The sequence below is a fragment of the Nocardia niigatensis NBRC 100131 genome, from assembly GCF_000308655.1.
Classification (GTDB): Bacteria; Actinomycetota; Actinomycetes; order Mycobacteriales; family Mycobacteriaceae; genus Nocardia; species Nocardia niigatensis.
In genome coordinates this window covers 179180-205492 of sequence record NZ_BAGC01000003.1, presented here as the reverse complement: position 1 = coordinate 205492, position 26313 = coordinate 179180, and the positions used below count along the sequence as shown (strand labels likewise).

The following is a 26313-nucleotide window of genomic DNA, read 5'->3' as shown; positions in this document are numbered from 1 at the left end:
TGTGCCCTCACCGGAACACGCCCCCGCACACCCTCCGGCCGCTCGGGCTGCGCGGAGACCTTACCACCCGCGACCGCCACACCCGCGAGCGACTCGAATGCCTATGCGGCGCAGTCCGAAACGGCGACGGATGCTTCCGCCCGCCCGTCCGGTGCGCCCACCGCGAGCGCTCCCGCGGTCCGGCTGTCCGACGCCCGGCTGTCGTTCGGGGACCGGACGCTGTGGCAGGGGCTGGATCTCGAGGTCGCACCGGGCGAGTTCATCGCGGTGCTGGGGCCCAACGGCTCCGGGAAGACCTCGCTCATGCGGATGCTGCTGGGGCAGCTGGGGCTGACGGCCGGCACCGCGGAGGTCGCGGGATCGCCGGTGCGGGTGGGTAATCCGGATATCGGGTACGTACCGCAGCAGAAGACCATCGAGGGCGGGGCGCAGCTGCGCGGAGTCGACCTGGTGGGGCTCGGCGTGGACGGGCACCGATGGGGGCTCGGACTGCGCGGGCGCAAGGAACGCAAACGAAAAGTGGCGGCGGCGATCTCGGCCGTCGGGGCCGAGAAGTTCGCCTACGCGCCGATCGACGCGCTGTCCGGCGGCGAGCAGCAGCGGCTGCGGGTGGCGCAGGCGCTGGCCGGTGATCCCAAGGTGCTGCTGTGCGACGAACCGCTGCTGTCGCTGGACCTGGCGAATCAGCGGCTGGTCTCCGAGCTCATCGACCGGCGGCGCCGCACCCACGACACCGCGGTGCTGTTCGTGACCCACGAGATCAATCCCATTCTGCCGCTGGTGGATCGGGTGCTGTATCTGGTCGACGGACAGTTCCGGATCGGCACGCCCGACGAGGTCATGACCTCCGAGACCCTCTCCGAGCTCTACGGCACCGAGGTCGACGTGCTGCGCCTGCGCGGCCGCCTGGTCGTCGTCGGCACCGGCGACGCCATGGACGCGCTGGGCGAATCCGGCGCGGCGCACTGCCACGGCGAGCAGCGGCCGGGCCACGGCGAGAACCGGAAGAGCGCCGAGGCACGGGAGGCGCGGGCATGATCGACAAGCTGTCCACGCTGTTCTCGCAGCTGCTCGACGTCTCCACCACCGCGCATCTGCTGTCCTACGACTTCGTGCAGCAGGCGGTGCTCGCCGCCGCTCTGCTCGGCCTGCTGGCCGGGGCCATCGGCCCGCTCATCATCAGCCGCCAGATGTCCTTCGCCGTGCACGGCACCAGCGAGCTGTCGCTGACCGGCGCGGCCGCCGCGCTGCTGGCCGGCGTCGGCGTCGGGCTGGGCGCCATCATCGGTTCGGTGGTGGCGGCGGTGCTGTTCGGTGTGCTGGGTTCCCGTGCTCGCGAACGTGATTCGGTCATCGCCGTGGTGCTGTCGTTCGGCCTCGGCCTGTCGGTGCTGTTCCTGTGGCTGGGCCCGGAACGCGCGGGCTCCAAGTTCTCGCTGCTGACCGGTCAGGTGGTCAGCGTCGGCAACTCCGGGCTCGGCCTGCTGGCCACCTGCACCGCGGCCGTGCTGGTGGTGCTGGCCGCCGTCTACCGCCCGCTGCTGTTCGCCAGCGCGGACCCGGAAGTGGCGGTGGCGCGCGGGGTTCCGGTGCGGGCGCTGTCCATCGTGTTCGCCGTGCTGCTCGGCGTGACCGCGGCCTTCGGGGTGCAGATCGTCGGCGCGCTGCTGGTGCTGTCGCTGCTCATCACACCGGCCGCGGCGGCCGCCCAGCTCACCGCGAGCCCGGCCCGGGTGGCGATCCTGTCGATCGTGTTCGCCGAGATCGCCGCGGTCGGCGGCATTCTGCTGTCGCTGGCGCCCGGCGTCCCGATCTCGACGTTCGTCACCACCATCTCGTTCACGATCTATCTGATCTGCCGGATGGTGGGCAGCCGCACCCGCAATCGCCGCAGAGTCCTCGTCGCCGCCTGAGTTTCGGGCCCGATCCCGCGAAACCTGCTGCGACACCGCGATCTACCGCATGAGGGGCGGCAGATCGCCCCCGCACGCCCCTCCCGGACGACCACCCCTCGGCCCGGGAGGGGCGTTCGCGGGTCAGCTGCCCTCGCCCGCCAGCGCGAACAGACCGTCGGCCGTCTGCTCGATGAGGCCGTCGACGAGCAGCGAGTCCAGGGCCCGATCCCGCTGGCCCGGATCGCGAGTCCAGGCCAGGTCCAGGCGAACTCGCTCCACCGGACCCGACGCGCCGCGCAGGACGTCGAGCAGCCGGCCCCGCGCCTGCCGGTCGGTGCCCTCGTACTTCTGCACCCGCCGCACCACCTCGGAGGCCGGGCGGCCCGCGCTGATCCAGGCGCACGCCGGCAGCGGGCAGCGCTCGCACTCCGGGGTCCGGGCGGTGCAGATCACCGCGCCCAGCTCCATCAGAGCCGCCGACATGACGGCGGCCCGTTCGACCCGCGCGGGCAGCAGCGCCTCGGTCTCCGCGAGATCGCGGTTCGCCGGATTGCCCGCCTCGGCGCGGCCGTGCACGGCCCGCGCCACCACGCGGCGAACATTGGTGTCCACCACCGGAACTCGCTGCCCGTACGCGAAGCAGGCCACGGCCCGGGCGGTGTACGCGCCGATCCCGGGCAGGCTCAGCAGCACCTCGACATCGGCCGGCACCTCGTCGCCGTGCTCCTCGGCCAGCACCCGCGCGCACTCGTGCAGGCGCAGCGCGCGCCGCGGATAGCCGAGTTTGCCCCAGGCGCGCAGCACCTCCCCCTGCGGCGCGGCGGCCATGGCGGAGGGCACCGGCCAGCGGGCCACCCACTCCCGCCAGATGGGCTCCACCCGCACCACGGGTGTCTGCTGCAGCATGATCTCGCTCATCAGGATCTGCCACGCGGTGACACCGGGCCGCCGCCACGGCAGATCCCGCGCGGTCTCGCGATACCAGTCGATGAGCGCATCGCTGTCCACTTCGCATCCTCCCGAAATCCCACACGCCGCCACGCGCGATGGTATCCATTTCGGCGAGGCCGGTTTCCGCCCACCCGGCGGCTCACCGGGCGCGCGGCGATCCGGACAGCGCGTCTTTGCCGGACCGTAACGCTGAGGACTCGCCGGTAACCAAAGGGCTATGGAAAATGGGACGCATGCCGCATAACAACCCGATCAGTGCTTGGAAAGCCCTGCGCGAAGGCAACGAGCGCTTCGTCAACGGCACGTTGCAGCACCCTAGCCAGGGCGCGGCCGACCGGGCCAAGCTCGTCGCCGGGCAGCAGCCCTCGGCAGTCCTGTTCGGCTGCGGCGATTCTCGCGTCGCCGCCGAGATCATCTTCGATCAGGGTCTCGGCGACATGTTCGTGGTCCGCACGGCCGGCCACGTCATCGACGCCTCGGTGCTGGGCTCCATCGAATACGGCGTGCAGGTGCTGTCGGTGCCGCTGATCGTCGTGCTCGGCCACGACAGCTGCGGCGCGGTCCGCGCCACCATCGACGCCCTCGACCACGGCAATGTGCCCGGCGGGTTCATCCGCTCGGTCGTCGAACGCGTCACCCCCTCCATCCTCATCGGCCGCCGCGAGGGCCTGTCGTCGGTCGACGAGCTCGAGGCCCGCCACGTCGAGGAGACCGCCCGCCTGCTCATGCAGCGGTCGATGATCATCTCCCAGCGCGTGGCCACCGGCGAGTGCGCCATCGCCTGCGTCACCTACAACCTCGGCGACGGTGAGATCAAGCTGCACCGCGTCATCGGCAATATCGGCGAAGTGGTGTAGCCGGTTCTGCCGGGGATGCACGATTCGCGCCGCGGGCGGCGGAATTTACCGCCCCCGTAAGCGCTTTCACGTACGACACGCCGAGACCCTGCTCGGGGTGACCAGGATGGTGCCCTTACCGTTGTCACCGTGCTGGAACCGAACGGACCACTGCCACCCGAAATCTACTGGCGCCGCCGCGTCGCCGCGGTCGGCGCGATGGTGCTCGGCCTCGCGCTGGTGATCTGGGTGGCCTTCGCGCTGTTGAAGGGCGGCCCCGACCACACGACGGGCGCCAAGGCGAGCACCACCCCGAGCGCCACCGCCACGTCCAAGCCCTCCGGCAGCGCCACCACGAGCGCCGCGGATGCGGGCGCGGCCAAGCCCTCCGGAGCCGCCCCGGCCGCGCAGGCCCTGTGCGCCGACCAGTCGCTGGCCGTGAAGGTGACCGTCGGGCAGCCCACCTACAAGATCGGCGACCAACCGCAGTTCGGCATCGTCATCACCAACATCTCCAACGCCCCGTGCCAACGCGACATGGGATCGGGCCTGCAACTGGTCCAGGTGCAGTCCCTGGACGGCCAGCGCAAGCTGTGGTCCAGCACCGACTGCTACCCGGACGGCACCCCCGACATGCGCACCCTGGCCCCCGGCCAGCAGGCCGCCTTCACCGTCACCTGGTCGGGCGCGACCTCCCAGCCCAACTGTGCCGGCGACCGCGTTCCCGTCCCGGCCGGTCCCTACACCGTTGTGGCACAACTCGGTTCGGTCCGCAGCGCCCCCGAGCCGTTCAATCTCGCCTGAAATTCAGCACACCACGGCGGAGGCCGGGATCCGAGCGCTCGGATCCCGGCCTCCGCCGTTTATCCAGAATTCCGGTAATTGCGAACCGAATTCCGATCCGAATCGAATTCGATTCCGCGACCTCATTCGATTTCGGCTGTCATTCCGCCATTTCCACCGAAGCCGGCGCGCCGCGCCGCCGGCGCAACCCGGTAACCGCAAGGGCGGCACGAATATCGGTGACCTCGCGCACCTTCATACCGCGGCCGGTGCGTTCCACGCCCGGCGGCACCAGAGCCTCGGTGAAACCCAGTCGCTCCGCCTCCGCCAGCCGGCGGCTCAGCCCGGTCACCTGGCGCACCTCGCCCGCCAGGCCCACCTCGCCCAGTACCACCAGGCCGCTGGGCAGCGCCAGATCCTGGCTGGCGCTCGCAATGGCAAGCGCGACAGCCAGATCCGCCGCGGGCTCTGTGAGCCGCATACCGCCCACGGTGGCCGCGTAGACGTCCTGCTTGCCCACGAACACGCCTCCGCGGCTCTGCAGGACAGCCAGGACCATGGAAACGCGGTTGTAGTCCAGCCCACTCACCGCGCGCCGGGGCGCGGGCGCCTGGGTGTCCACCGTCAGCCCCTGCACCTCGCCCAGCATGGGCCGCTTGCCGTCCATGGCGACCGTCACCGCGGTTCCGGGCACCGCGTCGCCCCGATGATGCAGGAACAGGCCCGAAGGGTCGTCCACGCAATGGATTCCCGCCTCGCGCATCTCGAAGCAGCCGACCTCGTCGGTGCTGCCGAAGCGGTTCTTGATGCCGCGCACCATGCGCAGCGAGGAGTGCTTGTCGCCCTCGAACTGCAGCACCACGTCCACCAGGTGCTCGAGCGTGCGCGGACCGGCCACCGCGCCGTCCTTGGTGACGTGCCCGACCAGCAGCACCGCGATCCCGCTCGCCTTGGCCAGCGAGGTGAGCGCCGCCGTCACCGAACGCACCTGGGTGACACCGCCGATCACGCCGTCCGCGTCGGCGGCCAGCATGGTCTGCACCGAGTCCACCACCAGCAGTGAGGGTTTCACCTGGTCCACGTGCCCGAGAATGGTCGCCAGATCCGATTCCGCGGCCAGGTACACCTTGTCGTGCACCGCGCCCGTGCGGTCCGCCCGCAGCCGCACCTGCCCCGCCGATTCCTCCGCGGTCACGTACAGCGCGATCTCGTCGCGCGCCCGCGCCCACCGGTGCGCCACCTCGAGCAGCAGCGTCGACTTGCCCACCCCGGGCTCCCCCGACAGCAACACCACCGATCCGGGAATGATCCCGCCGCCCAGCACCCGATCCAGCTCGGACACCCCCGTCGAGCGCGCCTGGGTCTTGTTGGAGTCGATGCTCGAGATCGGCGCCGCCGCCGTGCTCGGCAGCATCGCCCGCCGTCCGACGGCCGCAGCGGACGAGGAGGCCGCCATCTCCTCGATGGTCCCCCAAGCATTGCAATCCGGGCAGCGCCCAACCCATTTGGCGACCTCGTGCGAGCACTCCGCGCACCGGTACAGCGATTTCACCTTGGCCACGCCGCGCAGCCTAGCCAGCGCCGCCGACACGTTGCCTCATTTGCCCTCCGCTGCGCTCCGGGCGGGTTCACGGCCCCGAGGTCTCGATTCGTCCCGCCTCCGCTCCCCCGCTCCAAGGCGGAGGTCTATTCCAGCCGCGGTCCAGAATCGAGACGGCCGCGAACCTGACTGCTGATCGGAACACGGCAGCGCCCGCCCTGAGATCTCAGGGCGGGCGCTGTCAGAGGCTGCTAGCGGGAGCTCAGTGCTCGCCGCCCTTCTCCTGCTTCGCGGGCTCCTGGCGCGGGTTGTTCGCGCCGGCGTCGACCGGGGTGTTGACGACGACGGTGCCGCCCTCCTTGAAGACGAAGGTCAGCGGGTAGGTCAGGCCCGGGGTGACGTCCTTGGTGAGGCCGGTGACCTCGATCAGGACGGGCTTGGCGTTCGGGTCGGCGGCGGACTCGCCGGCGTTCTGCTCTTTCAGGGCGGCGGCCTGGGCCGCGTCCTTGGCGGTCGGCTTGTCGGCGACGACCGTGGCCGACGGCTTCAGCTCGATCTTGTCGGCGATCTTCACCTGGCCCAGCTCGGTGCTGATGCTGACCAGCTGGTCGGTCTTGCTGTCGCTGAGGTTGACGGCGCTGAAGGCCAGCACGGCCTTGCCGCCCTTGGCGTTGTTGTACTCCTCGGTCTGCGGGAGCAGGAAGCGCACGTTGCGCAGCGCGATGGAACCGACATCGGCGCTGTTGCCGTTGACGGCGGCGACCTGGGTGGCGGTCTGCGAGACCTGACCAGCGCCGCAACCCGACAGCGCGAGCACCGCACCCGCAGCGAGTGCAGCAACTGTCACGGCACGCCGCCGCGGCTTCGACGCAGTGGTGGCTTTCAGGGCAGTCACGGGGTCCTCCATGTCGACCGGGCTAACTCCACTATGGAGAGTAGTAGTCAAAGAGAGTAATGCGTCCCCCGCCCCGCTCTACACGCGGGCGGTGTCGCGTGCGCGTGGCGCGGCCCCGCCGGTGCGTCCCGGGTTCCGCCCCGGATGCCGCGCGCGCAATGCGCGAGATGTCACAACGCTCATCGCGCGGGATCTCGCGGAGCGACCCGGTGGGATGTGTCAGGGGGCCTGACAGAGATTCGGAGACCACTTCCCGAGTGATGCAATGTCGTTTATGCGAGGGCGCTCGGTCGCGTATGCGAAGTACGCACTCGCATATGCACGCGAACTACGCGATGCGCTATCCCCTTATGCCACAACAAGATGCACACGATTCGTGTTCTGTCAAGCCCCGCCGCCGCTCCGTTGTGGCCCTGACCTGCGCCGTTGATCGCGCCGTTACCGAGTCGCATGTTAAACTGTGAACATCGAAAGGGGCACGGGACACATGATTTTTAAGGTCGGAGACACCGTCGTTTACCCCCACCACGGAGCGGCGCTGATCGAAGCTATCGAAACCCGCACCATCAAGGGTGTACAAAAGGAGTATCTGGTCCTGAAGGTCGCGCAAGGCGACCTGACCGTTCGGGTTCCCGCAGAGAACGCAGAGTATGTCGGCGTCCGCGACGTCGTCGGCCAGGAGGGCTTGGACAAGGTCTTCCAGGTGCTGCGCGCTCCGCACACCGAGGAGCCGACCAACTGGTCCCGTCGCTACAAGGCCAACCTCGAGAAGCTCGCCTCCGGCGATGTGAACAAGGTGGCCGAGGTCGTTCGCGACCTGTGGCGTCGTGAGCAGGACCGGGGCCTGTCCGCCGGTGAGAAGCGGATGCTGGCCAAGGCTCGTCAGATTCTCGTCGGTGAGCTCGCGCTCGCGGAGGGCACCGACGACGTCAAGGCCGAGACCCTGCTCGACGAGGTTCTCGCAGCGGCTTCCTGACCGTGAAAACTACACCCGGTGACGGCCGTCGTGTCGTCGCTCTGGTTCCTGCCGCCGGCATGGGCGTGCGTCTCGGCGAGAACAAGCCGAAGGCGTTCGTCCACGTCGGCGGCAGTCCCATGCTCACTCGCGCGGTCCAGGGGCTGATCGATTCCGGATCGGTCGACGACGTTGTGGTTATGGTGCCCACCGAACTCGTCGCCGAGACCCGCGCTCTGCTGCCCGCGTCCGCCGTGCCCGTGCATGTGGTCGCGGGCGGCGCCGAGCGCACCGATTCGGTGCGGGCCGGTCTCGCGGCCGCGCCCGACGCCACCCTGGTGCTGGTGCACGACGCGGCCCGGGCCCTGACTCCTCCCGCACTCATCACCCGCGTGGTCGACGCGCTGTGCGCGGGCGCGCGGGCCGTGGTGCCCGCGCTGCCGGTCGCCGACACCATCAAGGCGGTGGACGCGACCGGCGCCGTGACCGGCACCCCGGATCGATCCGGCCTGCGCGCCGTCCAGACTCCGCAGGGCTTCGACGCCGCTCTCCTGCGTGACGCCTACGCTATGGGTACACAGGCGACGGATGATGCGGGATTGGTGGAGATGCTCGGCGCGACCGTTCACACGGTGCTCGGTGACGCCCTGGCTTTCAAGATCACCACGCCCTTGGACCTGGTCCTCGCCAATACGCTGGTCGCCCATCGTGATTCGGACGACACCGCAGGTGGACTGGACACGACACGCGAGGCGGTGATCGCCCCGTGATGGATCCCATGGCGCTGCGCACCGGCATCGGCAGCGATGTGCACCCAGTCGAACCGGGCCGGGCCTGCTGGATGGCGGGCCTGCTGTTCGAGGGCGACAGCGGCTGCGCGGGACATTCCGACGGTGATGTGGCGGCGCACGCGCTGTGCGACGCGCTGCTGTCGGCCGCCGGTCTCGGCGATGTGGGCGCGGTATTCGGCACCGGCCGCCCGGAATGGGCGGGCGTGTCGGGCGCGGCCATGTTGAAAGAAGTCCGGCGACTGCTCGACGAGGCCGGATTCACCATTGTCAATGCGGCTGTACAGGTAATCGGGAATCGCCCGAAAATCGGTCCGCGACGGGCCGAGGCGCAGCAGGTGCTGGGCGAGATTCTGGGTGCGCCGGTTTCGGTGTCCGGCACCACGACCGACGGATTGGGCCTCACCGGCCGCGGCGAGGGCGTGGCGGCGGTGGCCACCGCGCTGCTGTGTTGTCGCGCCTGACGCACCCGTAATCCGCCCAATTCCCAACAGCTAGGATGCTCTGTCGTGACTCTGCGCCTTTTCGACACCGAGACGCGGACCCTGCGTGAATTCACGCCGCTGGTCCCTGGCAAAGCCTCGGTGTACCTGTGCGGCGCGACCGTTCAGGGGGAACCCCACATCGGGCACGTGCGCAGTGGCGTCGCCTTCGATGTGCTGCGACGGTGGCTGGCCGCCAATGGATTCGACGTCGCCTTCATTCGCAATGTCACCGATATCGACGACAAGATTCTGAACAAAGCGGCCGAGCACGGCCGCCCGTGGTGGGAGTGGGCCGCGACGCACGAGCGCGCCTTCGACCGCGCCTACGAGACGCTGGGCGTGCTGCCGCCGTCCGCCGAGCCGCGCGCGACCGGGCACATCACCCAGATGGCCGGGATGATGGAACGGCTCATCGAGCGCGGCCACGCCTACGCCTCCGAGGGCAATGTCTATTTCGACGTGCTGAGCTTCCCGGACTACGGAAAGCTGTCCGGGCATCGGCTCGATGACGTGCACCAGGGTGAGAGCGCGGGCCAGGGCAAGAAGGATCCGCGCGACTTCACGCTGTGGAAGGCCGCCAAGCCGGGTGAGCCGAGCTGGCCCTCGCCGTGGGGTCCGGGCCGCCCGGGCTGGCATCTCGAATGCTCCGCCATGGCCGAGTTCTATCTCGGATCGGAATTCGATATTCATTGCGGCGGAATGGATCTGGTTTTCCCGCACCACGAGAACGAAATCGCGCAGTCGCGCGCGGCCGGGGACGGATTCGCCCGCTACTGGCTGCACAACGGATGGGTGACCATGGGCGGCGAGAAGATGTCCAAGTCGCTGGGCAATGTGCTGTCCATTCCGAATGTGCTGGAACGGGTCGGGGTACGCGCGGTCGAGCTGCGCTACTACCTGGGCAGCGTCGGCTACCGGTCCATGGTCGAGTATTCCGATCAGGCCCTGACCGAGGCCGCCGCCGGATACCAGCGGCTGGAGTCCTTCGTGCTGCGGGTGGCCGAGCGGACCGGCGACGTGCCGGTCGGCACCTGGACCCCGGGCTTCGCCGCCGCGCTGGACGACGATCTCGGGGTTCCGCAGGCGCTGGCCGAGATTCACGGCGTGGTCACCGAGGGCAACAAGGCCCTCGACGCGGGTGACCTGTCGGGCGCGCGGATGGTGGCCGGACAGGTCCGGGCCATGCTGGGCATTCTCGGCGTGGATCCGCTGGACGAGCACTGGGCCGCGCCCGCGGACAATTCCGCCGCGATCGCCGCGCTCGATGTGCTGATCGGCGCGGAGCTGCACCGGCGTCAGCAGGCCCGCGCCGGCAAGGACTGGGCCACCGCGGACGCGGTCCGCGACCGGCTCGAGGCCGCGGGTGTCGAGGTCACCGACACGCCGCAGGGTGCGGAGTGGTCGCTGGCCAAGGAGAAGAAGTGAGCGCACCGCATTCGGGGGCGCGGCGCAACATGGGGCACAATTCTTAGCGTCCCTCCGGCAATGCCGAATCCCCGCGACCAGAACGGCCGCGCGGCTCGTGGCCGATCCGGGGGCGCTGCTTCGGTGCAGCGCGAAAGTTTTGACATGGGCGCAGCCTCTCGCTGCGCCGACCGGAGGCAGGTTTCCCGCATGATCGACCGTGAGCGGGTTCGTCCCGCGGCCGGCTCGAGGCGGGTGACCGCTTGATACGGAAGGCGAAGTGATGGCAGGCAATTCCCAGCGACGCGGGGCGACACGCAAGGCAGGCAGCAAGAAGGGGCAGACCGTCGGCTCCGGCGGGCAGCGCCGCCGCGGGCTCGAGGGCAAGGGCGCGACGCCCAAGGCCGAGGACCGGGTCTACCACGTCGCGGCGAAGCGCGCCAAGGCGAAGGCCAAGGCCGAGGCGTCGGCCGCCACCACCCGGTCACGCAATGCCGCCCGGCCCATCGCCGGCCGCAAGGACAGCGAGGGCCCGGAGCTGGTGCTGGGCCGCAACCCGGTGGTGGAGTGCCTGCGGGCGGGCGTGCCCGCCACGGCGCTCTATGTCGCCAATGGCACCGAGAACGACGATCGGCTCTCGGAGGCGGTGAAGACGGCCGCCGAGATCGGTATCTCGATCCTGGAGGTGCCGCGCACCGACCTGGACAAGATGAGCCACAACGCCATGCATCAGGGCATGGCACTGCAGGTGCCGCCGTACAAGTACGCGCATCCGGACGATCTCATCGACCGCGTGCACAACTCGGGTGAGCCGGCGCTGCTGGTGGCGCTGGACAACATCACCGACCCCCGTAACCTCGGCGCGGTCATCCGTTCGGTGGCGGCCTTCGGCGGCCAGGGCGTGCTGATCCCGCAGCGGCGCAGCGCGAGCGTCACGGCGGTGGCGTGGCGCACCAGTGCCGGTGCGGCAGCGCGGCTTCCGGTCGCGCGGGCTACGAATCTGACTCGCACGCTGAAGGATTGGGCCAACAAGGGCTATCAGATCGTCGGCCTGGACGCGGGCGGCGACACCACCCTCGACGAATTCGACGGCAGCGCACCGACGGTCATCGTGGTCGGTTCGGAGGGCAAGGGTCTCTCACGCCTGGTGCGCGAGAACTGCGACTCGATTCTGAGCATTCCGATGGCGGGTCCGGTGGAGTCGCTCAATGCCTCGGTAGCGGCGGGCGTGGTGCTGGCCGAGGTGGCACGGCAGCGCCGGGCCTGAATCGGTCACCTGACCATCACAATCCGGGGCGCTGAGCGCCGATAATCAAGCGGCGCAAGCGAACACCGCGCGTCTGCCTCCCGCCGGAGCGCTTCCGCCCGTAAACTCGGGCGGTGGTCTTCGATCAGCCGCCCCTCGGTTCCCCCGTCGAGCATGAGCACGCGACGGCCGTCCTGCTGCTGGGCGCGCTCAGCGTGTTCTGTTGCGGCGCGCTGGGGCCGATCGCCTGGGCGCTGGGACGCCGGGCGCTGAACGAGATCGAAGCCGGGGAGGGCCGGTTCGGTGGCCGGGTGCAGGTCGTGGTGGGCTACGTCCTCGGGGTCATCGGGACCTGCCTGATGGTGGTCTTCGGCTGCATCTTCCTGCTGATGGCCATCAGCGGCCGCGCCTAGCCCGAACGACCCGACCGGACCCGGAGGGCCCGATCAGTCCAGTCCGGGCCGGTGCTCGCCACCCGTCACGGCATCCCACGCGGGCCATTCGCCGCTGACGCTGCCGGTCCACTTGGGCGGGCGCCGGTCCTTGAGGGCCGCGACACCCTCGCCGCCGTCGGTGCTCTTGGCGACATAGTCGTTGAGCTCGGTTTCCAGGCGGCCCACGGTGTCCGGGGCCATGGTGGGGGCCTCCCACAGCAGCCGCTTGGACAGTGCCACCGGGAGCGGAGCCGACCCGTGGGCGATGTCGTGGGCCACATCCAGGGCGGTGGGCAGTACCTCGGCGGCGTGCAGGCAGGTATTGGCGATGCCCAGGTTGTAGGCCTCGTCGCCGTCGAAGGTGCGGCCGGTGAGCAGCAGGTCGGCGGCGCGGGCGCTGCCGATCAGCCGGGGCAGGGTCCAGTGCGCGAATCCGTCGGCGAGCGCGCCGCGGCGGACCTGGTTGAGTGCGTAGACCGCGTCACGGGCGACATAGCGCAGGTCGCACTGCAGCGCGATCTCCAGGCCGATGCCCACCGCATGCCCGTTCACCGCCGCGATGACCGGTTTCCGGATCCGGAACGGGGGCGGATCGATCAGGCCGTTGACCTCGCCCACCTTCAGCGACAGGTCCGCGCCCGCGCAGAACGCGGGCGGGGTCCCGGTGATGACGACCGCGCCGATGGCGTCGTCCTTGTCGCAGCGGCTCAGTGCCGCACCGAGACCTGACGCCATGGCCGGGGTCAGTGCGTTCTGCTGGGCGGGCCGGTTGAGCGTGAGCACGGCGACGCCGCCGGAGACGTCCACGTGCAATTCCGAACTCATGCGCCAGAATCCTAGTCACCCGGGCGACGCCGCGCCCGGGACCTCACCTCATCCCCGCAGGATCTGCCGCCCGATGGCGTACTTGTGCACCTCGGTCGGGCCGTCGTAGAGACGGAAGGCGCGCATGTCGCGGAAGATCATCTCGACCACGGTCTCGTCGGAGATGCCGATGCCGCCGAGCACCTGGACACAGCGGTCGGTGACCTTGAACAGCTCCTCGGAGACGTACGACTTGGCGATGGAGGATTCGTGGCGGGCCTTGTGGCCCTGGTCCATCAGCCAGCAGGCGTGCCAGATGGTGAGCCGGCACTGGTGCAGCGCGATCTCGTTGTCCGCCAACATGAACGACACGCCCTGGTGCTCGCCGATCGTCTTGCCGAAGGCGGTGCGGGTCTTGGCGTAGTCGACGGCGATGGCCTGGGCCCGCTCGGCCGCGCCCAGCCAGCGCATGCAGTGGGTGAGGCGGGCCGGGGCCAGCCGCAACTGGGCGTAGCGCAGCGCCTGGCCGGTCTCGCCGAGCAGGGCCTCCTTGGGCAGCACCAGGTTGTCGAAGCGCACCACCGCGTGGCCGCCGACGTAGTTGCGGTCCATGGTGTTCATGACGCGTTCGATCACGATCCCGGGCGCGTCGCCCTCGCAGAGGAACAGGGTGGGTCCCTCGGGCAGGTGCGGGTTGGCGGCCAGGCGCGCCATGATGATCCAGGTCTTGGCGCCATCGGCGCCGGTGATCAGCCACTTGAGGCCGTTGATGGTGAAGTTCTCGCCGTCGAAGGTGGCCTCGGTGGCGAGCTGGTTGGGGTCGGAGCCCGCGCCGCCCGGCTCGGTCATGGCGAAGACGCTGCGCTGGTGGCCGTCGATGACGGGCTGCAGGAAGCGTTGCGTCTGTTCGGGATTCGCGATCTTGGAAAGCAGGAACATATTGCCCTCGTCGGGCGCGGCGCAGTTCATGGCGACCGGGCCGAGGGTGGACCAGCCGGCCGCCTCGTACAGCACGGCCTGCTCGACGTGGGTCAGGCCGCGGCCGCCCAGTTCCACCGGGGCCTGGATGGTGAGCAGCTTCTCGGCGCGGGCCAGCTCGACCATTTCCTGGCGCAGTTCGTCATTGGGGCCATGAGAGGTCAGGCGCGGGTCGCGCTCGAAGGGCACGATCTTGTCGATGACGAACTGGCGAACCCGATCGCGTTCGGCAGCAAGGTCGGCGGGAATCGAGAAGTCGATCATGGTTGGTCACCATCCGTCGTGGGTCACAGTCGAGCCGAGCATACGACGATCGCCCCACCCGACTGAAGGCAGCCGCCATCAAACGAGGGCGCGGCGCAGGAAGTCCTCGACTTCGGCCCGGTAGGAGACCGGTTGATCATCGTGGACCAGGTGGCCCGCGTCCGGAATGACGACGTGCCGGGCATCCGGATGCAGCTCGGCCATCCGCCGCATCTGCCCCGGCGGCGTGATGGTGTACTCACCCTCGATCAGCAGGGCCGGGACGGTAATGGAGTTCCATTGCGCCCAGAAATCGCGCGTGCCCCATTCCTCGGAGATGTCGCGGAAGGTCGGGACCTCACCGTGTAGCCGATAGCCGTCGGGACCGTGCCGGAACGAGTCGAGGAAGTAGCGTCCCGCGACCGGGCCGAAGAATTCCAGCACCGCCCGCTCGTCCGGAAACGGTTGCGGCCAAGCCGAAATCACGGCCGCCCAGTTCTCGGCGGTGCGCCCCTGGAAGTCCGGCGCCATATCCTCGACCACCAGCGCCCGCACCCGATCCGGATGCGCCGCGGTGAACATCCACCCGTGCAGCCCGCCCATCGAATGCCCGATCACCACCATGGGTTCGGCGATCTCCGCGGTCGCCGCGGCCAGATCGGCCACGAACGCCTCGGTGGTGAGCTCCGCGGGCACGGGACGCCCGTGACCGGCGGCGTCGAAGGTGTAAACATGCCCGTATTCGCGCAGCCAGGGCAGCTGAGCCCGCCAGGTGCGGGCACTGCCCATCAAACCGTGCAGCAGCAGGATCGGCGCGCCCGCGCCGCCTTCGTCGTACAACATCGCCTCGACCATGGGTGCTGGGAATTCGGGAAGCCCCGGAAATTCCGAGAGTCGGTTACCACCTCGAACGATACGTGCGCGAGCGCGGAGTACATTCGCACCCATGGCAGTCGTCAAGATCAATGCAATCGAGGTCCCCGAGGGCGCCGGCCCCGAACTGGAGCAGCGCTTCGCGCACCGCGCGCACGCGGTGGAGAACTCGCCCGGCTTCCTGGGCTTCCAGCTGCTCCGCCCGGTCTCCGGTGACAACCGGTATTTCGTTGTCACCCAGTGGGATTCGGAGGAGTCGTTCGCGGCGTGGCGGGACGGCCCGGCGCGCGAGGCGCACGCGGGCGAGGCGCGCAAGCCGGTCGCCACCGGTGCGTCGCTGCTGGAATTCGAGGTCGTCCTGGACGTGGCGGGCAAGAACGCCTGATCAGCGCCGCCCGGTACGTGTTGACGCAGAGCCGACGGGAATGTCACTCTTCGAAGTGCAAGACACGACGGTGACGCGTAACCCGGTGTGATTCCGGGGCGGTCGCGCCACTGTAATTCCGAGCACCAGCCGAGTCCGGCGGTGCCGGGGGAGCCAGACACCGGCACCGTCGTATCCGTTTCGACGGGGACGCGAAATCCCCCAGGAGGACTCGAATGGCCATCGTCCACAACCCCAGCCGGGGCGGCGACGCGCTCACCGCGTTGCTCGTCTCCGCGGGCGTCGTTCTGCTCGCACTGCTCACGCTGTACCTGGTCGGCTTCGATCAGGGTGCCATCTCGCGCACCGGTATGTACATGCACGAGCTCATGCATGACGGACGGCACCTGCTGGGCGTCCCGTGTCACTGAGCGAATCCCGATCACTTCAGGGTTCGCTCACTACGCTCCTGCTGCGTGGCTTGCTGGCCGGCGTGATCGCCGGCCTGCTCGCCGCCACCGTCGGCTATTTCGTCGGTGAGCCCAAGATCGAAGCGGCGATCAGCCTCGAGGAATCCCATTCCAAGGCCGAGACTTCCGGCGACGGGCACGCGCACGGGCAGGCCGAGGGCTCCGGGCATTCGCACGGGGACGAGGACGAACCACTGGTGAGCCGGACCGGGCAGAAGGCCGGTCAGTTCCTGGCGCTCGGACTGTTCGGGCTGGCCGTCGGGGCCATTCTCGCCACGGCCGCGAATGTCGCGCGGCGCTTCACGAGTCTGTCGGGAACGCGGCTGGGCCTGGCCCTCGCGGGCGGCGGCTGGCTGGCCATCGTGGCGGTCCCGTTCTTCAAATACCCGGCGAACCCGCCCGCGGTGGGTCAGCCGGACACGATCAACGAGCGCACCTGGCTGTGGTTCGCGTCCGTGCTGCTGGGCTTCGCGGCCGTGGGCGCGGGCGTGTACGTGTACAAGCTGTTGCGCGGCCGGCTGGACACGGTCCGTCTGATCGGCGGGATCGGCGCGTTCCTGCTGGTGGCCGCGGTCGGCTATATCGCGCTGCCCGGTGTCGACGAGGTGCCGTCGGACTTCCCGGCGACGCTGCTGTGGCAGTTCCGGGCCACCTCGCTGGCCGAGACCGGCACCCTGTGGCTGACCCTCGGGCTGGCCTTCGCCGCACTCACCGAATACGCGGATCGTGTTCGGGTCCCGGCAATTTCGTAATCCCACGTAGCACCGGGCGTTCCCGGCCGACCGGACGGGTCGGCCGGGAATTCCGGGTCTACGCCTCGAAAGCGGCGTCCAGCTCGATGGTGTCGACGCCGGTCAGCGCCTTCGACACCGGGCAGCCGGCCTTGGCTGCCTCGGCGGCGGCCAGGAAGCCGGCCTCGTCGATGCCGGACGCCTTGCCGACCACGGTCAGCTTGATCTTGGAGATGCGGAAGCCGCCGGCCGGGTCCGGGCCCAGGGTCACGTCGGCGGTGATGTCGAGGTTCTGCACGGTGCCGCCGGCATTGCCGATCTGACCCGACAGGGCCATGGCGTAGCAGGAGGAGTGCGCGGCCGCGATGAGCTCTTCGGGGCTGGTGGTGCCGTCGGCCTCGTCGGCGGCGCGCTTGGGGAACGAGACGTCGTACTTGCCGACGCCCGAGCTGATCAGCTCGACCTGACCGGAACCGTCCTGCAGGCCGCCGGACCAGGCGGTGCGCGCGCTACGTGTAGGCATCACTGTCCTTTCGGTGTCTGATTTGCCCTCCGCTTCGCTACGGGCCGCGAACCTTCGGGTGAGGTTCATCCGGTGATGAACTCGCCGGACGCTTGCAGACTCTATACCGCGGCGGCGCTCCGCTGGTCCCACTGCCGCAACACATTTGGCCAGGACTTCTCATGCCGGTCGCGGGTGGCGGCGTTGGGGAAGCCGGCGTGGGTGAGGAGTACCGCGGTACCCGCACCGTGCGCCGAAAGTTCCAGGGTGACCACGGTTTCCGTGCCCTGGGTGGCGTCGGTGACCCAGGTCAGCTCGACCAGCCGGTCGGACTCCAGGCGGAGGAATCTGCCGTAGTGCGGGTGGCCGCCGCCCGCGGTGAAGAAGAATGGCGTGTTCACCGCGGCGCGCATGAGGATCGAACCCGGGTCGGCGAACCAGAGTCCGAACTGCTGGGTGCACTGGTGGTAGAGCTCGGCGGGCGAGGCCGCCATGATGCGTTCCGCGACCAGGGAGAACGGTCGCGCGGCGAGGTCGGGTGGCCGCAGGGGCGCAACGTCCATGGGGCGCGACGATACCGCCCCGGCCCGCCATCACCCCGGATTGATGACCCGAGCCCGCACGATGGTGTCGATGATCCTGGACAGTGCCGGCACCCGATCTCCCAGGCTCGCCGCTGCGCTGGGGAATTCACCGGTCCGGCCGGCCGAGGCCGGTGCTGTCGTGGGCGAGCGCGCGGTCGCGGTATCGCCTGTCTCACACCATGTCACGACGCCGGATCAGCCAGATCGTCCCGGCCGCGAAGGCGAGGACATAGGCGGCCAGCACCAGCAGGGACTCGCCCCGGCCCAGGACATCCAGGACGCCCGGGGTGGCCGGACCGCCCACCGTGCGCAGCGAGCCCGCCAGGGATCCGGCCGCCGTACCCGGGAGATGTTCGGTGACGGCCCTGATGGGAGCGAAGATCACGGCCACGCCGCGCAGCAGGTTCTCCACCACCAGCACCCACACCAGACCCAGGCCCACGGCCAGCGCCGGCCCCCGGGCGACCGCCCCGATAAACGCGCCCGCCAGCGTCCACATGCCCAGAATGGCGGTGCCCGAAGCGATTCCGAGCAATGTCCGACCCACCGAGGGCAGCGCCAGGGACTGCCCCTGGCTGGCGGCGATGAGCGCGGCCACGCCGGTGTCGATCACGAAGGCGGCCAGCACCAGCGCCAGCACGGTCACCGCGAGGCTCAGCACCACCGCGCCGATCACGTGCACCCGCGAAGGCCCCTGCGTGAATGCGGTTTTCCAGCTGCCCCAGCCATATCCGCTGCCCACCGCCAGCGCGCCCAGCACCAGCATGAGCGCCCCGCCGAACATGGCCATGCCCTGTGTGAACACCTCCGGCACCGCCGCGGGCAGCATCTGCTGCAGGAGCAGTTCGCGGGGCAGGCCATTGGACATGCGGGTGGCGCCGCCGGTGGTGTAGGCCAGGTAGTTGAACAGGTAGGCGAAGGTCAGGTTCAACAGGATCCAGGTGCCGAGCACGATCCAGAAGGCGGGCCACTTGCGCAGCCGCAGCAGTTCGGCCCGGGCGCCGGCCGTCAGGTCGGTCATTTCGCCGCCTCCGTCATCTCGAAAAACACTTCTTCCAAGGACTTTTCGTCGCTGCGCAGCTCGTGCAGCTCCGCGCCGGCCTCGATGACCGCGCGGGCCACGAGGGCGGCCTGTGCGGCGCCGGCGTCGACGCGAATTCCGTTGGCGGTCACCAGCGCCGACCGCTCCCCCACCGCCGCGCGCACCGCCGGGAACGCCACCTCCAGCGGTTCCGCGCGCACCAGCAGCGAGGCCGCGCCCCGCAATTCCCGCACCGTCGACTCGACCAGCAGGCGCCCACCGGAGATGACGCCGACACGATCACAGATCTCCTGCACCTCGCTGAGCAGGTGACTGGACAGCACGACGGTGTGCCCGTCGGCGGCGAGTCCCGTGATGAGCTCCCGCATCTCGGCCATGCCGGCCGGGTCCAGGCCATTGGTGGGTTCGTCGAGGATCAGCAGGTCGGGGCGGCCGAGCAGGGCGGCCGCGACCCCGAGACGCTGCTTCATGCCGAGCGAATAGGTGCGGAAGCGATCCCTGCCGCGGGCGGTGAGGGCCACCCGGTCCAGGGCGTCGGCGACCGCGTCGTCGCCGACGCCTCGATAGCGGGCCAGGACACGCAGGTTGTCCCGGCCCGACAGGTAGGGGTAGAAGCCGGGACCCTCGATGAGAACGCCGGTGCGGCGCAGGGTTTCCGGGTCGCCGGGCTTTCGCCCGAGGACGGTCGCGCCGCCCGAGGACGGGCGGATGAGACCGACGAGCATGCGCAGGGTGGTGGTCTTGCCCGCGCCGTTGGGACCCAGGAAACCGTAGATCTCACCGCGGCGGACACTCATGCTCACGGCGTCCACGGCGGTATGGGAACCGTAGCGCTTGGTCAGCCGATCGGTGATGACGATCGCTTCGTTCATGGACTCCACGATCCGCTGCGGCGCACGGGAAAGAATCCGTCGCAACGCGCGATCAGGCGTACGTATCTTGACGTATTTGGCCGCGACACGATGCCGCTGCCCACTGACGGCGCTACGGTGCTGCTATGGACACACGCGGGGGAAGGCTCGGGCGGCGCGATGTGCTCCCGGCGCTGGCGGTGGGGGCGATACAACTCGGCTTCGGAACGCTGGCCAATCATCACCAGACGGTGGTGCGCCAGCTCGATGTAGTCGGATATGCGCTGCTCATAGTGGGTCCGGTGCTGTTGATACTGCGCCTGCGGCACCCGCTGGAGGTGTTCTACGGGACGCTCGCCGCCGCGGTCGCCTACCTCTTGCTCGGTTACGGCTACGGGCCGGTCTTCGTGTCACTCGTCGTCGCCTTCCTGACCGCCGCCGTACTCGGATCCCGCTGGCGCACATACCCGTTCGTGGCCATCGGCTATCTGCTCATGGTGTGGCCGGTGCCCGGTTGGCGCGGGTACCACACCAGCGTCTGGCAGGAATTCGGTTTGCTCGCCTGGCTTTTCGTGCTCGCGGCGGCGGCCGAGGGCGTCCGGCAGCGGCGCGCGGCCGTCATCGCCCGGCGGCAGCGCGGGGAGGCGGCGCGCCGCAAGGAGCAGGCCGAACTCGAACGCGAACAGGCCCAGCGCGCACTGGAATCGGCCGAACGGGAACAGCGGGTCACCGAGGAGCGGCTGGCCATCGCGCGCGAACTGCACGATATGCTCGCGCACAGCCTCTCGCTGATCAATGTGCAGTCCTCGGTCGCGCTGGAACTGCTCGACCGCAAGCCCGAACAGGCCGCCACCGCGCTGGCCGCCATCAAATCCGCCAGCAAGGACGCGCTCGGCGAGGTGAACGCGCTGCTGCGCTCCATCCGCGGCGGCACCGCCACGGTGACCGCGCCCACCGCGCCCACCATCGGCATCACCGACCTCGACAAACTCACCGGGCCCGCCCGCGCGGCCGGGCTGGAGGTGCACACCATGGTGACCGGCGGGCCGCGTCGGTTGCCGGCCGTGGTCGATGTGGCCGCCGCCCGCATCGTGCAGGAGTCGCTGACCAATGTGGTGCGGCACGCGCCCGGCGCGAGCGTCCTCGTCACCGTGCACTACGCGGCCGAGCGGCTGCAGCTCACCATCGACAACACCCGGCCCACCCGCCAGCCCGCGCCGCAGTCGCCGACCGGGGGCCACGGCATCACCGGCATGACCGAACGCGCCCACGCCCTGGGCGGGCAGCTGTCCGCGGAACCCAAGGCGGACGGCGGATTCCGGGTGAAGGCCCGGCTGCCCACCCATCTGGCCCGGCCCGAACCGGTTGTGTGAGTGACGAATTGGAGGAAGTACCCATGCCCATCCGGGTGGTGATCGCCGATGATCAGGCACTGGTGCGCGCGGGCTTCGTCGCGCTGCTCGGTGCACAGCAGGACGTGGAGGTGGTGGGCGAGGCCGACAATGGCGCGCAGGCCCTCGACCTGGCCCGCGAACTCGTGCCCGACGTGGTGCTCATGGACATCCGCATGCCGGTCCTGGACGGCCTCGCCGCCACCCGCGCCATCGCGTCCGATCCGGGCCTGGCCACCGTGAAGGTCGTCGTCCTGACCACCTTCGAACTCGACGAATACGTCTTCGAGGCCATGCGGGCCGGCGCCACCGGCTTCCTCGTCAAACACACCGAACCCGCCGACCTGGTCAAGGCCGTGCGGGTGGTCGCGGGTGGTGACGCCCTGCTCTCCCCCAGCGTCACCCGGCGGCTGGTCGCCGAATTCGCCTCGCACGCCAAACCCGCTCCAGCGGCGGAGTTCTCGGAACTGACCGACCGCGAGCGCGAGGTCATGGCCCTGGTCGCCGAGGGCCTCACCAATGCCGAGATCGCCGACCGCCTCTACATGAGCCCCGCCACCGCCCGCACCCACGTCAGCCGGATCCTGGTGAAGCTGGGCGCCCGCGACCGCACCCAGCTCGTCGTCATGGCCTACGAATCCGGTCTGGTCAGGCCGGGCTGGCAGTAGCGCCGAACTCCGCGACCGCCGGAATCACCTCGCGGCCGAGCACCTCCAGCGCCGCGAGGTCATCGACGCCTGCCACCCGGCCGATCACCAGGTCGATTCCCATGTCCGCCAGCCACTTCAGCTGCCCCAGCACCTGGCTGACGCCGCCGCCGCTCGGGCCGGGATCGAAGGCGAAGACACAGCTTTTGCGTATCTCGCGCGGATCGCGGCCGATCTCCACGCACATCCGGTCCAGCAGCGCGATCTTGGCGGGCAGATCCGGGCCGGGGCGCAGGCTCGCCACATCCGCGTAGCGGGCCACCAGCGGCAGCGTGCGGCGCTCGCCGTCCCCGCCGACGAGTATCGGCGGATGCGGCCGATACCCGCCCTGCGGCGAATTCCGCACGGCCTGCGGAGCATTCAGCGGACGCTCGACCCGAAAGTGCTTGCCGGGTACGCGTTCCGAAGCGCCTCGCTCATCGGTCCACATGGCCAGGCAGATCCGCAGCGCCTCCTCCAGCATCTCGAAGCGGTCGCGCAGCGGCGGGAACGGCAGGCCGTAGCCCTCCACATCACCTGTGGAGGTCCCCGAACCGATCCCCAGCCAGGTCCGGCCGCCGGACAACACATCCAGGGTGGTGACCAGCTTCCCGAGCATGGCCGGATGCCGATAGTGCACACCCGACACCAGCGCGGTCAGCTCCACCCGCGACGTGTGCGCCGCGATGAACGACAGCGTCGAATACGCCTCCAGCACATTCTGTTCCACGCGGCCCAGCCACGGGCTCTGCCAGAGATGGTCACCCACCGCGATGACCGAGAAACCACTGTCCTCGGCCGTGCGGACCACCTCCGCCAGCCGCGATCCGATCCGTTCCGAAGGGGTGTCCAGGGCGAAGTTCGTCAGATGCAATCCGAGTTCCATGCCTCCACCCTCCGCCCGGCGTGGGGCCGGAACATCCGCCTGGAAACCACATCCCGGCTACGCCTCGGCGCGTACTCAGTGCTCCGCCCCGAGCGCCAGCCCGCGCCGGATGGCCCGTTCCACCGGCGAATACGCGCCGTCCGGACGGTCCAGCACGCACGGCTCGCGCAACAGCAGCGGCGGCTGGGCCATGAACTTCGGACGGCCGACGCGATTGGGCTGGGCGGCGTGCACCAGGAAAGGATGGCAGAGGTAGACGTCGCCGGCCCGGCCGGTCGCGACGGCCTCGGGGAGATCGGCCGTGGCGGTGTAGAACTCGTGCAGGTCGAACATGGTGGTGCCCGCCTCGCCGAGCGGCTCCAGCACCGGCGCCAGCCGCAGGTGCGAGCCGGCCCGGATCCGGGTCGGGGCGTCATCGACGCCGACATCGGAGAACAGGAACAACATCAGCAGGGCGCGGCCCTTGGAGTGGATGTTCACGCGCCAGCTCAGGTAGTCGTCGGGGGCGGCGTCGCCGGGGAAGCTCACGTCGACATGCCAGCCGTCGTCACCCGGGGGCTCCGGGCTGGGGAAGCGAATCGGCCAGCTGCCCAGGGTTTTCCGGGGGAACCAGCGGCCGGGACCGACCAGTTGGTCGAAGGCGGCGAGCAGCGGCGGCGCGGTGACGGCCCGCACGAAGGGCTCCTCGGCATGATCCCACAGCCGGATGACCGGCCGGGTCCAGGTCGACGGCTCCTCCGGGTCGCAACCGGTGGCGCGCCAGAGGATCGCGCGGCCCGCGGCGGCCGTCTCGGCGGAGAAGGCTCCCTCGACCTTCACGAATCCCTCGGTGATGAACTCCTCGATCTGCGTCTCGGAGAGCATGCCGCCGCCCTTTCCGCGCCCGGCCCCTCCGGACAGCCATCCGAGCATGGGCGATACCAGGATCGCGCCGCCACCGAATTTCTCACCCGGACAAGCGAAAGCCCCGCCCTCCCGAAGGAGAACGGGGCTTTCGTTGTCGCTGAGGCCAATTCGCCCCGAAGCGGAGCTCTACTCGCCCGAGGCGGAGGCCGGAGCCTCACCCGCGAGCGCGGCGACCGGCTTGTCCTCGACGCCGGAGTCCGACTTCTTGGTCAGCTTGGCCTTGGGCGTGAACGTGAACTTGGCGTTCTCGCCCTGGCCCTCGCCGTCCCAGCCCTCGACGTCCACCACCACGACCTGACCGGCGCCCAGTTCGCCGAAGAGGATCTTCTCCGACAGCTGGTCCTCGATCTCGCGCTGAATGGTGCGACGCAGCGGGCGGGCGCCCAGGACCGGGTCGAAACCGCGCTTGGCCAGCAGGCTCTTGGCCTGTTGGGTCAGCTCGATCTCCATGTCCTTGTTCTTCAGCTGGTTGGCGACGCGGCCGATCATCAGGTCGACCATCTGGATGATCTGGTCCTGAGTCAGCTGGTGGAACACGATCACGTCGTCGATACGGTTGAGGAACTCGGGCCGGAAGTGCTTCTTCAGCTCGTCGTTGACCTTGAGCTTCATCCGCTCGTAGTTCGAGCCCTCGTTGTTGGACTGGGCGAAGCCCAGACCCACGGCCTTCGAGATGTCCGAGGTGCCGAGGTTCGAGGTGAAGATCAGGACGGTGTTCTTGAAGTCGACCGTGCGACCCTGACCGTCGGTCAGGCGGCCGTCCTCCAGGACCTGCAACAGGGTGTTGTAGATCTCCTGGTGCGCCTTCTCGATCTCGTCGAACAGCACCACCGAGAACGGCTTCCGGCGCACCTTCTCGGTGAGCTGGCCGCCCTCCTCGTAGCCGACGTAGCCCGGAGGGGCACCGAACAGACGCGAGGCGGTGAAGCGGTCGTGGAACTCGCCCATGTCGATCTGGATGAGCGCGTCGTCCTCGCCGAACAGGAAGTTCGCCAGCGCCTTCGACAGCTCGGTCTTACCGACACCGGACGGACCGGCGAAGATGAACGAGCCCGAGGGACGCTTCGGGTCCTTCAGACCGGCGCGGGTGCGGCGGATGGCCTTCGACACGGCCTTGACCGCGTCCTCCTGGCCGATGATCCGCTTGTGCAGCTCGTCCTCCATGCGGAGCAGACGGGTGGTCTCCTCCTCGGTGAGCTTGAACACCGGGATACCGGTCCAGTTGGCCAGCACCTCCGCGATCTGCTCGTCGTCGACCTCGGCCACGACGTCCAGATCGCCGGAGCGCCACTGCTTTTCGCGCTCGGCCCGCTTGGCGACGAGCTGCTTCTCCTTGTCGCGCAGCCGCGCGGCCTTCTCGAAGTCCTGCGCGTCGATCGCGGACTCCTTCTCCCGGCGCGCCTCGGCGATCTTGTCGTCGAACTCGCGCAGGTCCGGCGGCGCGGTCATCCGGCGGATGCGCATGCGCGCGCCCGCCTCGTCGATGAGGTCGATCGCCTTGTCCGGCAGGAAGCGGTCGTTGATGTAGCGGTCGGCGAGAGTCGCCGCGGCCACCAGCGCGCCGTCGGTGATGGAGACCCGGTGGTGCGCCTCGTAGCGGTCGCGCAGACCCTTGAGGATGTTGATGGTGTGCTCGACCGTCGGCTCGCCCACCTGCACCGGCTGGAACCGGCGCTCGAGGGCGGCGTCCTTCTCGATGTACTTGCGGTACTCGTCGAGGGTGGTGGCGCCGATGGTCTGCAGCTCACCGCGGGCCAGCTTGGGCTTCAGGATCGAGGCCGCGTCGATCGCGCCCTCGGCCGCGCCCGCACCCACCAGGGTGTGCAGCTCGTCGATGAACAGGATGATGTCGCCGCGGGTGTTGATCTCCTTCAGCACCTTCTTCAGGCGCTCCTCGAAATCACCGCGGTAGCGGCTGCCCGCGACCAGGGAACCCAGGTCGAGGGTGTACAGCTGCTTGTCCTTCAGCGTCTCCGGCACCTCGCCGTTGACGATGGCCTGGGCGAGACCCTCCACGACGGCGGTCTTACCGACGCCGGGCTCACCGATCAGGACCGGGTTGTTCTTGGTACGGCGGCTCAGCACCTGCATCACGCGCTCGATTTCCTTCGAGCGGCCGATGACCGGGTCGAGCTTGCCCTCGAGGGCGGCCTGGGTCAGGTTGCGGCCGAACTGGTCCAGCACCAGCGAGGTGGACGGGGTGCCCTGCTCGCCGCGCGAACCGGAACCCTCGACCGGCTCCTTGCCCTGGTACCCGGACAGCAGCTGGATGACCTGCTGACGCACGCGATTGAGATCCGCGCCCAGCTTCACCAGCACCTGCGCCGCGACGCCCTCACCCTCGCGGATCAGGCCGAGCAGGATGTGCTCGGTGCCGATGTAGTTGTGGCCGAGCTGTAGCGCCTCGCGGAGCGACAGCTCCAGCACCTTCTTGGCGCGCGGGGTGAACGGAATGTGGCCGGACGGGGCCTGCTGGCCCTGACCGATGATCTCCTCGACCTGCGAACGCACACCCTCCAGCGAGATGCCAAGGGACTCCAGCGACTTCGCCGCGACTCCCTCGCCCTCGTGGATCAGGCCCAGCAGGATGTGCTCGGTGCCGATGTAGTTGTGGTTGAGCATCCGGGCCTCTTCTTGGGCCAGGACAACGACCCGCCGCGCGCGGTCGGTGAACCTCTCGAACATCGCTCCCTCACTCTCCTGCTCCGCCATCACTGGCATCCGGCGCTTCAGACCCTGTGCTGCCCTTCTGGTCGCCAGCCTGCCATGAAGCCCTGGGGTTGCATCCCC

The 26313-nt window shown here is 69.4% G+C and carries 28 protein-coding genes and 1 riboswitch; of the genes, 15 read left to right on the top strand and 13 right to left on the bottom strand.

The features are described 5' to 3' along the window. Window positions 1–183 precede the first annotated feature (183 nt). Window positions 184–1038 (top strand): metal ABC transporter ATP-binding protein, encoded by an 855-nt coding sequence (locus ON33_RS02480; RefSeq protein WP_051151568.1) that lies wholly within the window; start codon window positions 184–186, stop codon window positions 1036–1038. After that, entirely contained in the window at window positions 1035–1913 is an 879-nt protein-coding gene (locus ON33_RS02475) for a metal ABC transporter permease (protein ID WP_040854330.1), read from the top strand. Before ON33_RS02480 ends, ON33_RS02475 begins: the two co-directional genes overlap by 4 nt. 123 nt (window positions 1914–2036) lie before the next feature. On the opposite strand, the gene ON33_RS02470 is transcribed toward ON33_RS02475, so the two are convergent. Further along, window positions 2037–2903 carry an HhH-GPD family protein gene (locus ON33_RS02470; RefSeq protein ID WP_245550263.1) on the bottom strand — a complete coding sequence of 289 codons (867 nt, stop codon included), beginning with the start codon at window positions 2901–2903 and terminating at the stop codon, window positions 2037–2039. A 176-nt stretch (window positions 2904–3079) separates the two neighbouring features. Here ON33_RS02470 and ON33_RS02465 point away from each other — a divergent pair, with 176 nt between their 5' ends. Together ON33_RS02465 and ON33_RS02460 are read left to right on the top strand one after the other, a co-directional pair. After that, window positions 3080–3703: a carbonic anhydrase gene (locus ON33_RS02465; protein ID WP_040854594.1), complete on the top strand. Its 624-nt coding sequence runs from the start codon at window positions 3080–3082 to the stop codon at window positions 3701–3703. Between the two features lie 129 nt (window positions 3704–3832). Beyond that, on the top strand, window positions 3833–4486 hold the full coding sequence (locus tag ON33_RS02460) for a DUF4232 domain-containing protein (RefSeq protein WP_040854327.1): 654 nt from the start codon (window positions 3833–3835) through the stop codon (window positions 4484–4486). Window positions 4487–4625: 139 nt separating this feature from the next. On the opposite strand, the gene radA is transcribed toward ON33_RS02460, so the two are convergent. Together radA and ON33_RS02450 are read right to left on the bottom strand one after the other, a co-directional pair. After that, window positions 4626–6026: a DNA repair protein RadA gene (gene radA / locus ON33_RS02455; RefSeq protein WP_083868530.1), complete on the bottom strand. Its 1401-nt coding sequence runs from the start codon at window positions 6024–6026 to the stop codon at window positions 4626–4628. A 241-nt stretch (window positions 6027–6267) separates the two neighbouring features. Further along, window positions 6268–6900, bottom strand: a complete 633-nt coding sequence (locus ON33_RS02450; protein WP_051151567.1) for a copper chaperone PCu(A)C domain-containing protein — start codon at window positions 6898–6900, stop codon at window positions 6268–6270. A gap of 487 nt (window positions 6901–7387) precedes the next feature. Between ON33_RS02450 and carD the strand changes: the two genes are divergently transcribed. The 6 genes from carD (at window position 7388) to ON33_RS02420 (ending at window position 12191) form a co-directional block, all read left to right on the top strand. After that, entirely contained in the window at window positions 7388–7876 is a 489-nt protein-coding gene (gene carD, locus ON33_RS02445; protein ID WP_025346809.1) for an RNA polymerase-binding transcription factor CarD, read from the top strand. A 2-nt stretch (window positions 7877–7878) separates the two neighbouring features. After that, complete coding sequence (gene ispD / locus ON33_RS02440) at window positions 7879–8625, top strand: 2-C-methyl-D-erythritol 4-phosphate cytidylyltransferase (protein WP_281033178.1); 747 nt, start codon at window positions 7879–7881, stop codon at window positions 8623–8625. A 14-nt stretch (window positions 8626–8639) separates the two neighbouring features. Beyond that, window positions 8640–9107 (top strand): 2-C-methyl-D-erythritol 2,4-cyclodiphosphate synthase, encoded by a 468-nt coding sequence (gene ispF / locus ON33_RS02435; RefSeq protein ID WP_040854587.1) that lies wholly within the window; start codon window positions 8640–8642, stop codon window positions 9105–9107. A 45-nt stretch (window positions 9108–9152) separates the two neighbouring features. Continuing rightward, window positions 9153–10553, top strand: a complete 1401-nt coding sequence (cysS, locus tag ON33_RS02430) for a cysteine--tRNA ligase (RefSeq protein ID WP_040854320.1) — start codon at window positions 9153–9155, stop codon at window positions 10551–10553. A 262-nt stretch (window positions 10554–10815) separates the two neighbouring features. Beyond that, on the top strand, window positions 10816–11799 hold the full coding sequence (gene rlmB, locus ON33_RS02425) for a 23S rRNA (guanosine(2251)-2'-O)-methyltransferase RlmB (RefSeq protein ID WP_040854317.1): 984 nt from the start codon (window positions 10816–10818) through the stop codon (window positions 11797–11799). 113 nt (window positions 11800–11912) lie between these two features. Then, window positions 11913–12191: a DUF4190 domain-containing protein gene (locus tag ON33_RS02420; RefSeq protein ID WP_040854314.1), complete on the top strand. Its 279-nt coding sequence runs from the start codon at window positions 11913–11915 to the stop codon at window positions 12189–12191. Between the two features lie 33 nt (window positions 12192–12224). Here the strand turns inward: ON33_RS02420 and ON33_RS02415 are convergent, their stop codons facing one another. The 3 genes from ON33_RS02415 to ON33_RS02405 all read right to left on the bottom strand — a co-directional run bounded on the left by ON33_RS02415 (window position 12225) and on the right by ON33_RS02405 (window position 15080). Further along, a complete protein-coding gene (locus tag ON33_RS02415; protein WP_040854311.1) occupies window positions 12225–13037 on the bottom strand; it encodes an enoyl-CoA hydratase/isomerase family protein in 813 nt (270 codons plus the stop codon). Window positions 13038–13085: 48 nt separating this feature from the next. Next, the gene (locus ON33_RS02410) at window positions 13086–14258 is read right to left on the bottom strand and encodes an acyl-CoA dehydrogenase family protein (RefSeq protein WP_040854308.1); all 1173 of its coding nucleotides are present in this window, start codon (window positions 14256–14258) and stop codon (window positions 13086–13088) included. Between the two features lie 78 nt (window positions 14259–14336). Further along, a complete protein-coding gene (locus ON33_RS02405) occupies window positions 14337–15080 on the bottom strand; it encodes an alpha/beta fold hydrolase (protein ID WP_040854584.1) in 744 nt (247 codons plus the stop codon). A 103-nt stretch (window positions 15081–15183) separates the two neighbouring features. Here ON33_RS02405 and mhuD point away from each other — a divergent pair, with 103 nt between their 5' ends. From mhuD to ON33_RS02390, 3 genes are all read left to right on the top strand, one after another. Then, window positions 15184–15495, top strand: coding sequence for a mycobilin-forming heme oxygenase MhuD (gene mhuD, locus ON33_RS02400; RefSeq protein WP_040854307.1), 312 nt, complete (start codon window positions 15184–15186; stop codon window positions 15493–15495). Window positions 15496–15513: 18 nt separating this feature from the next. Continuing rightward, window positions 15514–15680, top strand: a riboswitch (cobalamin riboswitch). Window positions 15681–15710: 30 nt separating this feature from the next. Next, a complete protein-coding gene (locus ON33_RS02395; RefSeq protein WP_040854304.1) occupies window positions 15711–15905 on the top strand; it encodes a CbtB domain-containing protein in 195 nt (64 codons plus the stop codon). Further along, window positions 15902–16696, top strand: coding sequence for a CbtA family protein (locus ON33_RS02390; RefSeq protein WP_040854583.1), 795 nt, complete (start codon window positions 15902–15904; stop codon window positions 16694–16696). The genes ON33_RS02395 and ON33_RS02390 overlap by 4 nt, the downstream gene beginning before the upstream one ends. Before the next feature lie 58 nt (window positions 16697–16754). Here the strand turns inward: ON33_RS02390 and ON33_RS02385 are convergent, their stop codons facing one another. The 4 genes from ON33_RS02385 to ON33_RS02370 form a co-directional block, all read right to left on the bottom strand. After that, window positions 16755–17198, bottom strand: a complete 444-nt coding sequence (locus tag ON33_RS02385) for an OsmC family peroxiredoxin (RefSeq protein WP_040854303.1) — start codon at window positions 17196–17198, stop codon at window positions 16755–16757. A gap of 101 nt (window positions 17199–17299) precedes the next feature. Beyond that, on the bottom strand, window positions 17300–17740 hold the full coding sequence (locus ON33_RS02380; protein WP_040854301.1) for an SRPBCC family protein: 441 nt from the start codon (window positions 17738–17740) through the stop codon (window positions 17300–17302). Between the two features lie 193 nt (window positions 17741–17933). Further along, window positions 17934–18782, bottom strand: a complete 849-nt coding sequence (locus tag ON33_RS02375; RefSeq protein WP_040854299.1) for an ABC transporter permease — start codon at window positions 18780–18782, stop codon at window positions 17934–17936. Then, window positions 18779–19675, bottom strand: coding sequence for an ABC transporter ATP-binding protein (locus ON33_RS02370; protein WP_040854581.1), 897 nt, complete (start codon window positions 19673–19675; stop codon window positions 18779–18781). Before ON33_RS02370 ends, ON33_RS02375 begins: the two co-directional genes overlap by 4 nt. A 125-nt stretch (window positions 19676–19800) precedes the next feature. On the opposite strand from ON33_RS02370, the gene ON33_RS02365 reads away from it, so the two are divergent. Further along, complete coding sequence (locus ON33_RS02365; RefSeq protein ID WP_040854296.1) at window positions 19801–21027, top strand: sensor histidine kinase; 1227 nt, start codon at window positions 19801–19803, stop codon at window positions 21025–21027. 23 nt (window positions 21028–21050) lie between these two features. Next, the gene (locus tag ON33_RS02360; protein WP_040854579.1) at window positions 21051–21713 is read left to right on the top strand and encodes a response regulator transcription factor; all 663 of its coding nucleotides are present in this window, start codon (window positions 21051–21053) and stop codon (window positions 21711–21713) included. Here the strand turns inward: ON33_RS02360 and ON33_RS02355 are convergent. The 3 genes from ON33_RS02355 to ON33_RS02345 form a co-directional block, all read right to left on the bottom strand. After that, window positions 21694–22617: an LLM class flavin-dependent oxidoreductase gene (locus tag ON33_RS02355; RefSeq protein WP_040854294.1), complete on the bottom strand. Its 924-nt coding sequence runs from the start codon at window positions 22615–22617 to the stop codon at window positions 21694–21696. The genes ON33_RS02360 and ON33_RS02355 overlap by 20 nt on opposite strands. Before the next feature lie 75 nt (window positions 22618–22692). After that, a complete protein-coding gene (locus tag ON33_RS02350) occupies window positions 22693–23481 on the bottom strand; it encodes a phytanoyl-CoA dioxygenase family protein (protein WP_040854578.1) in 789 nt (262 codons plus the stop codon). 168 nt (window positions 23482–23649) lie between these two features. Beyond that, entirely contained in the window at window positions 23650–26208 is a 2559-nt protein-coding gene (locus ON33_RS02345) for an ATP-dependent Clp protease ATP-binding subunit (RefSeq protein ID WP_040854576.1), read from the bottom strand. Between the last annotated feature and the right edge of the window lie 105 nt (window positions 26209–26313).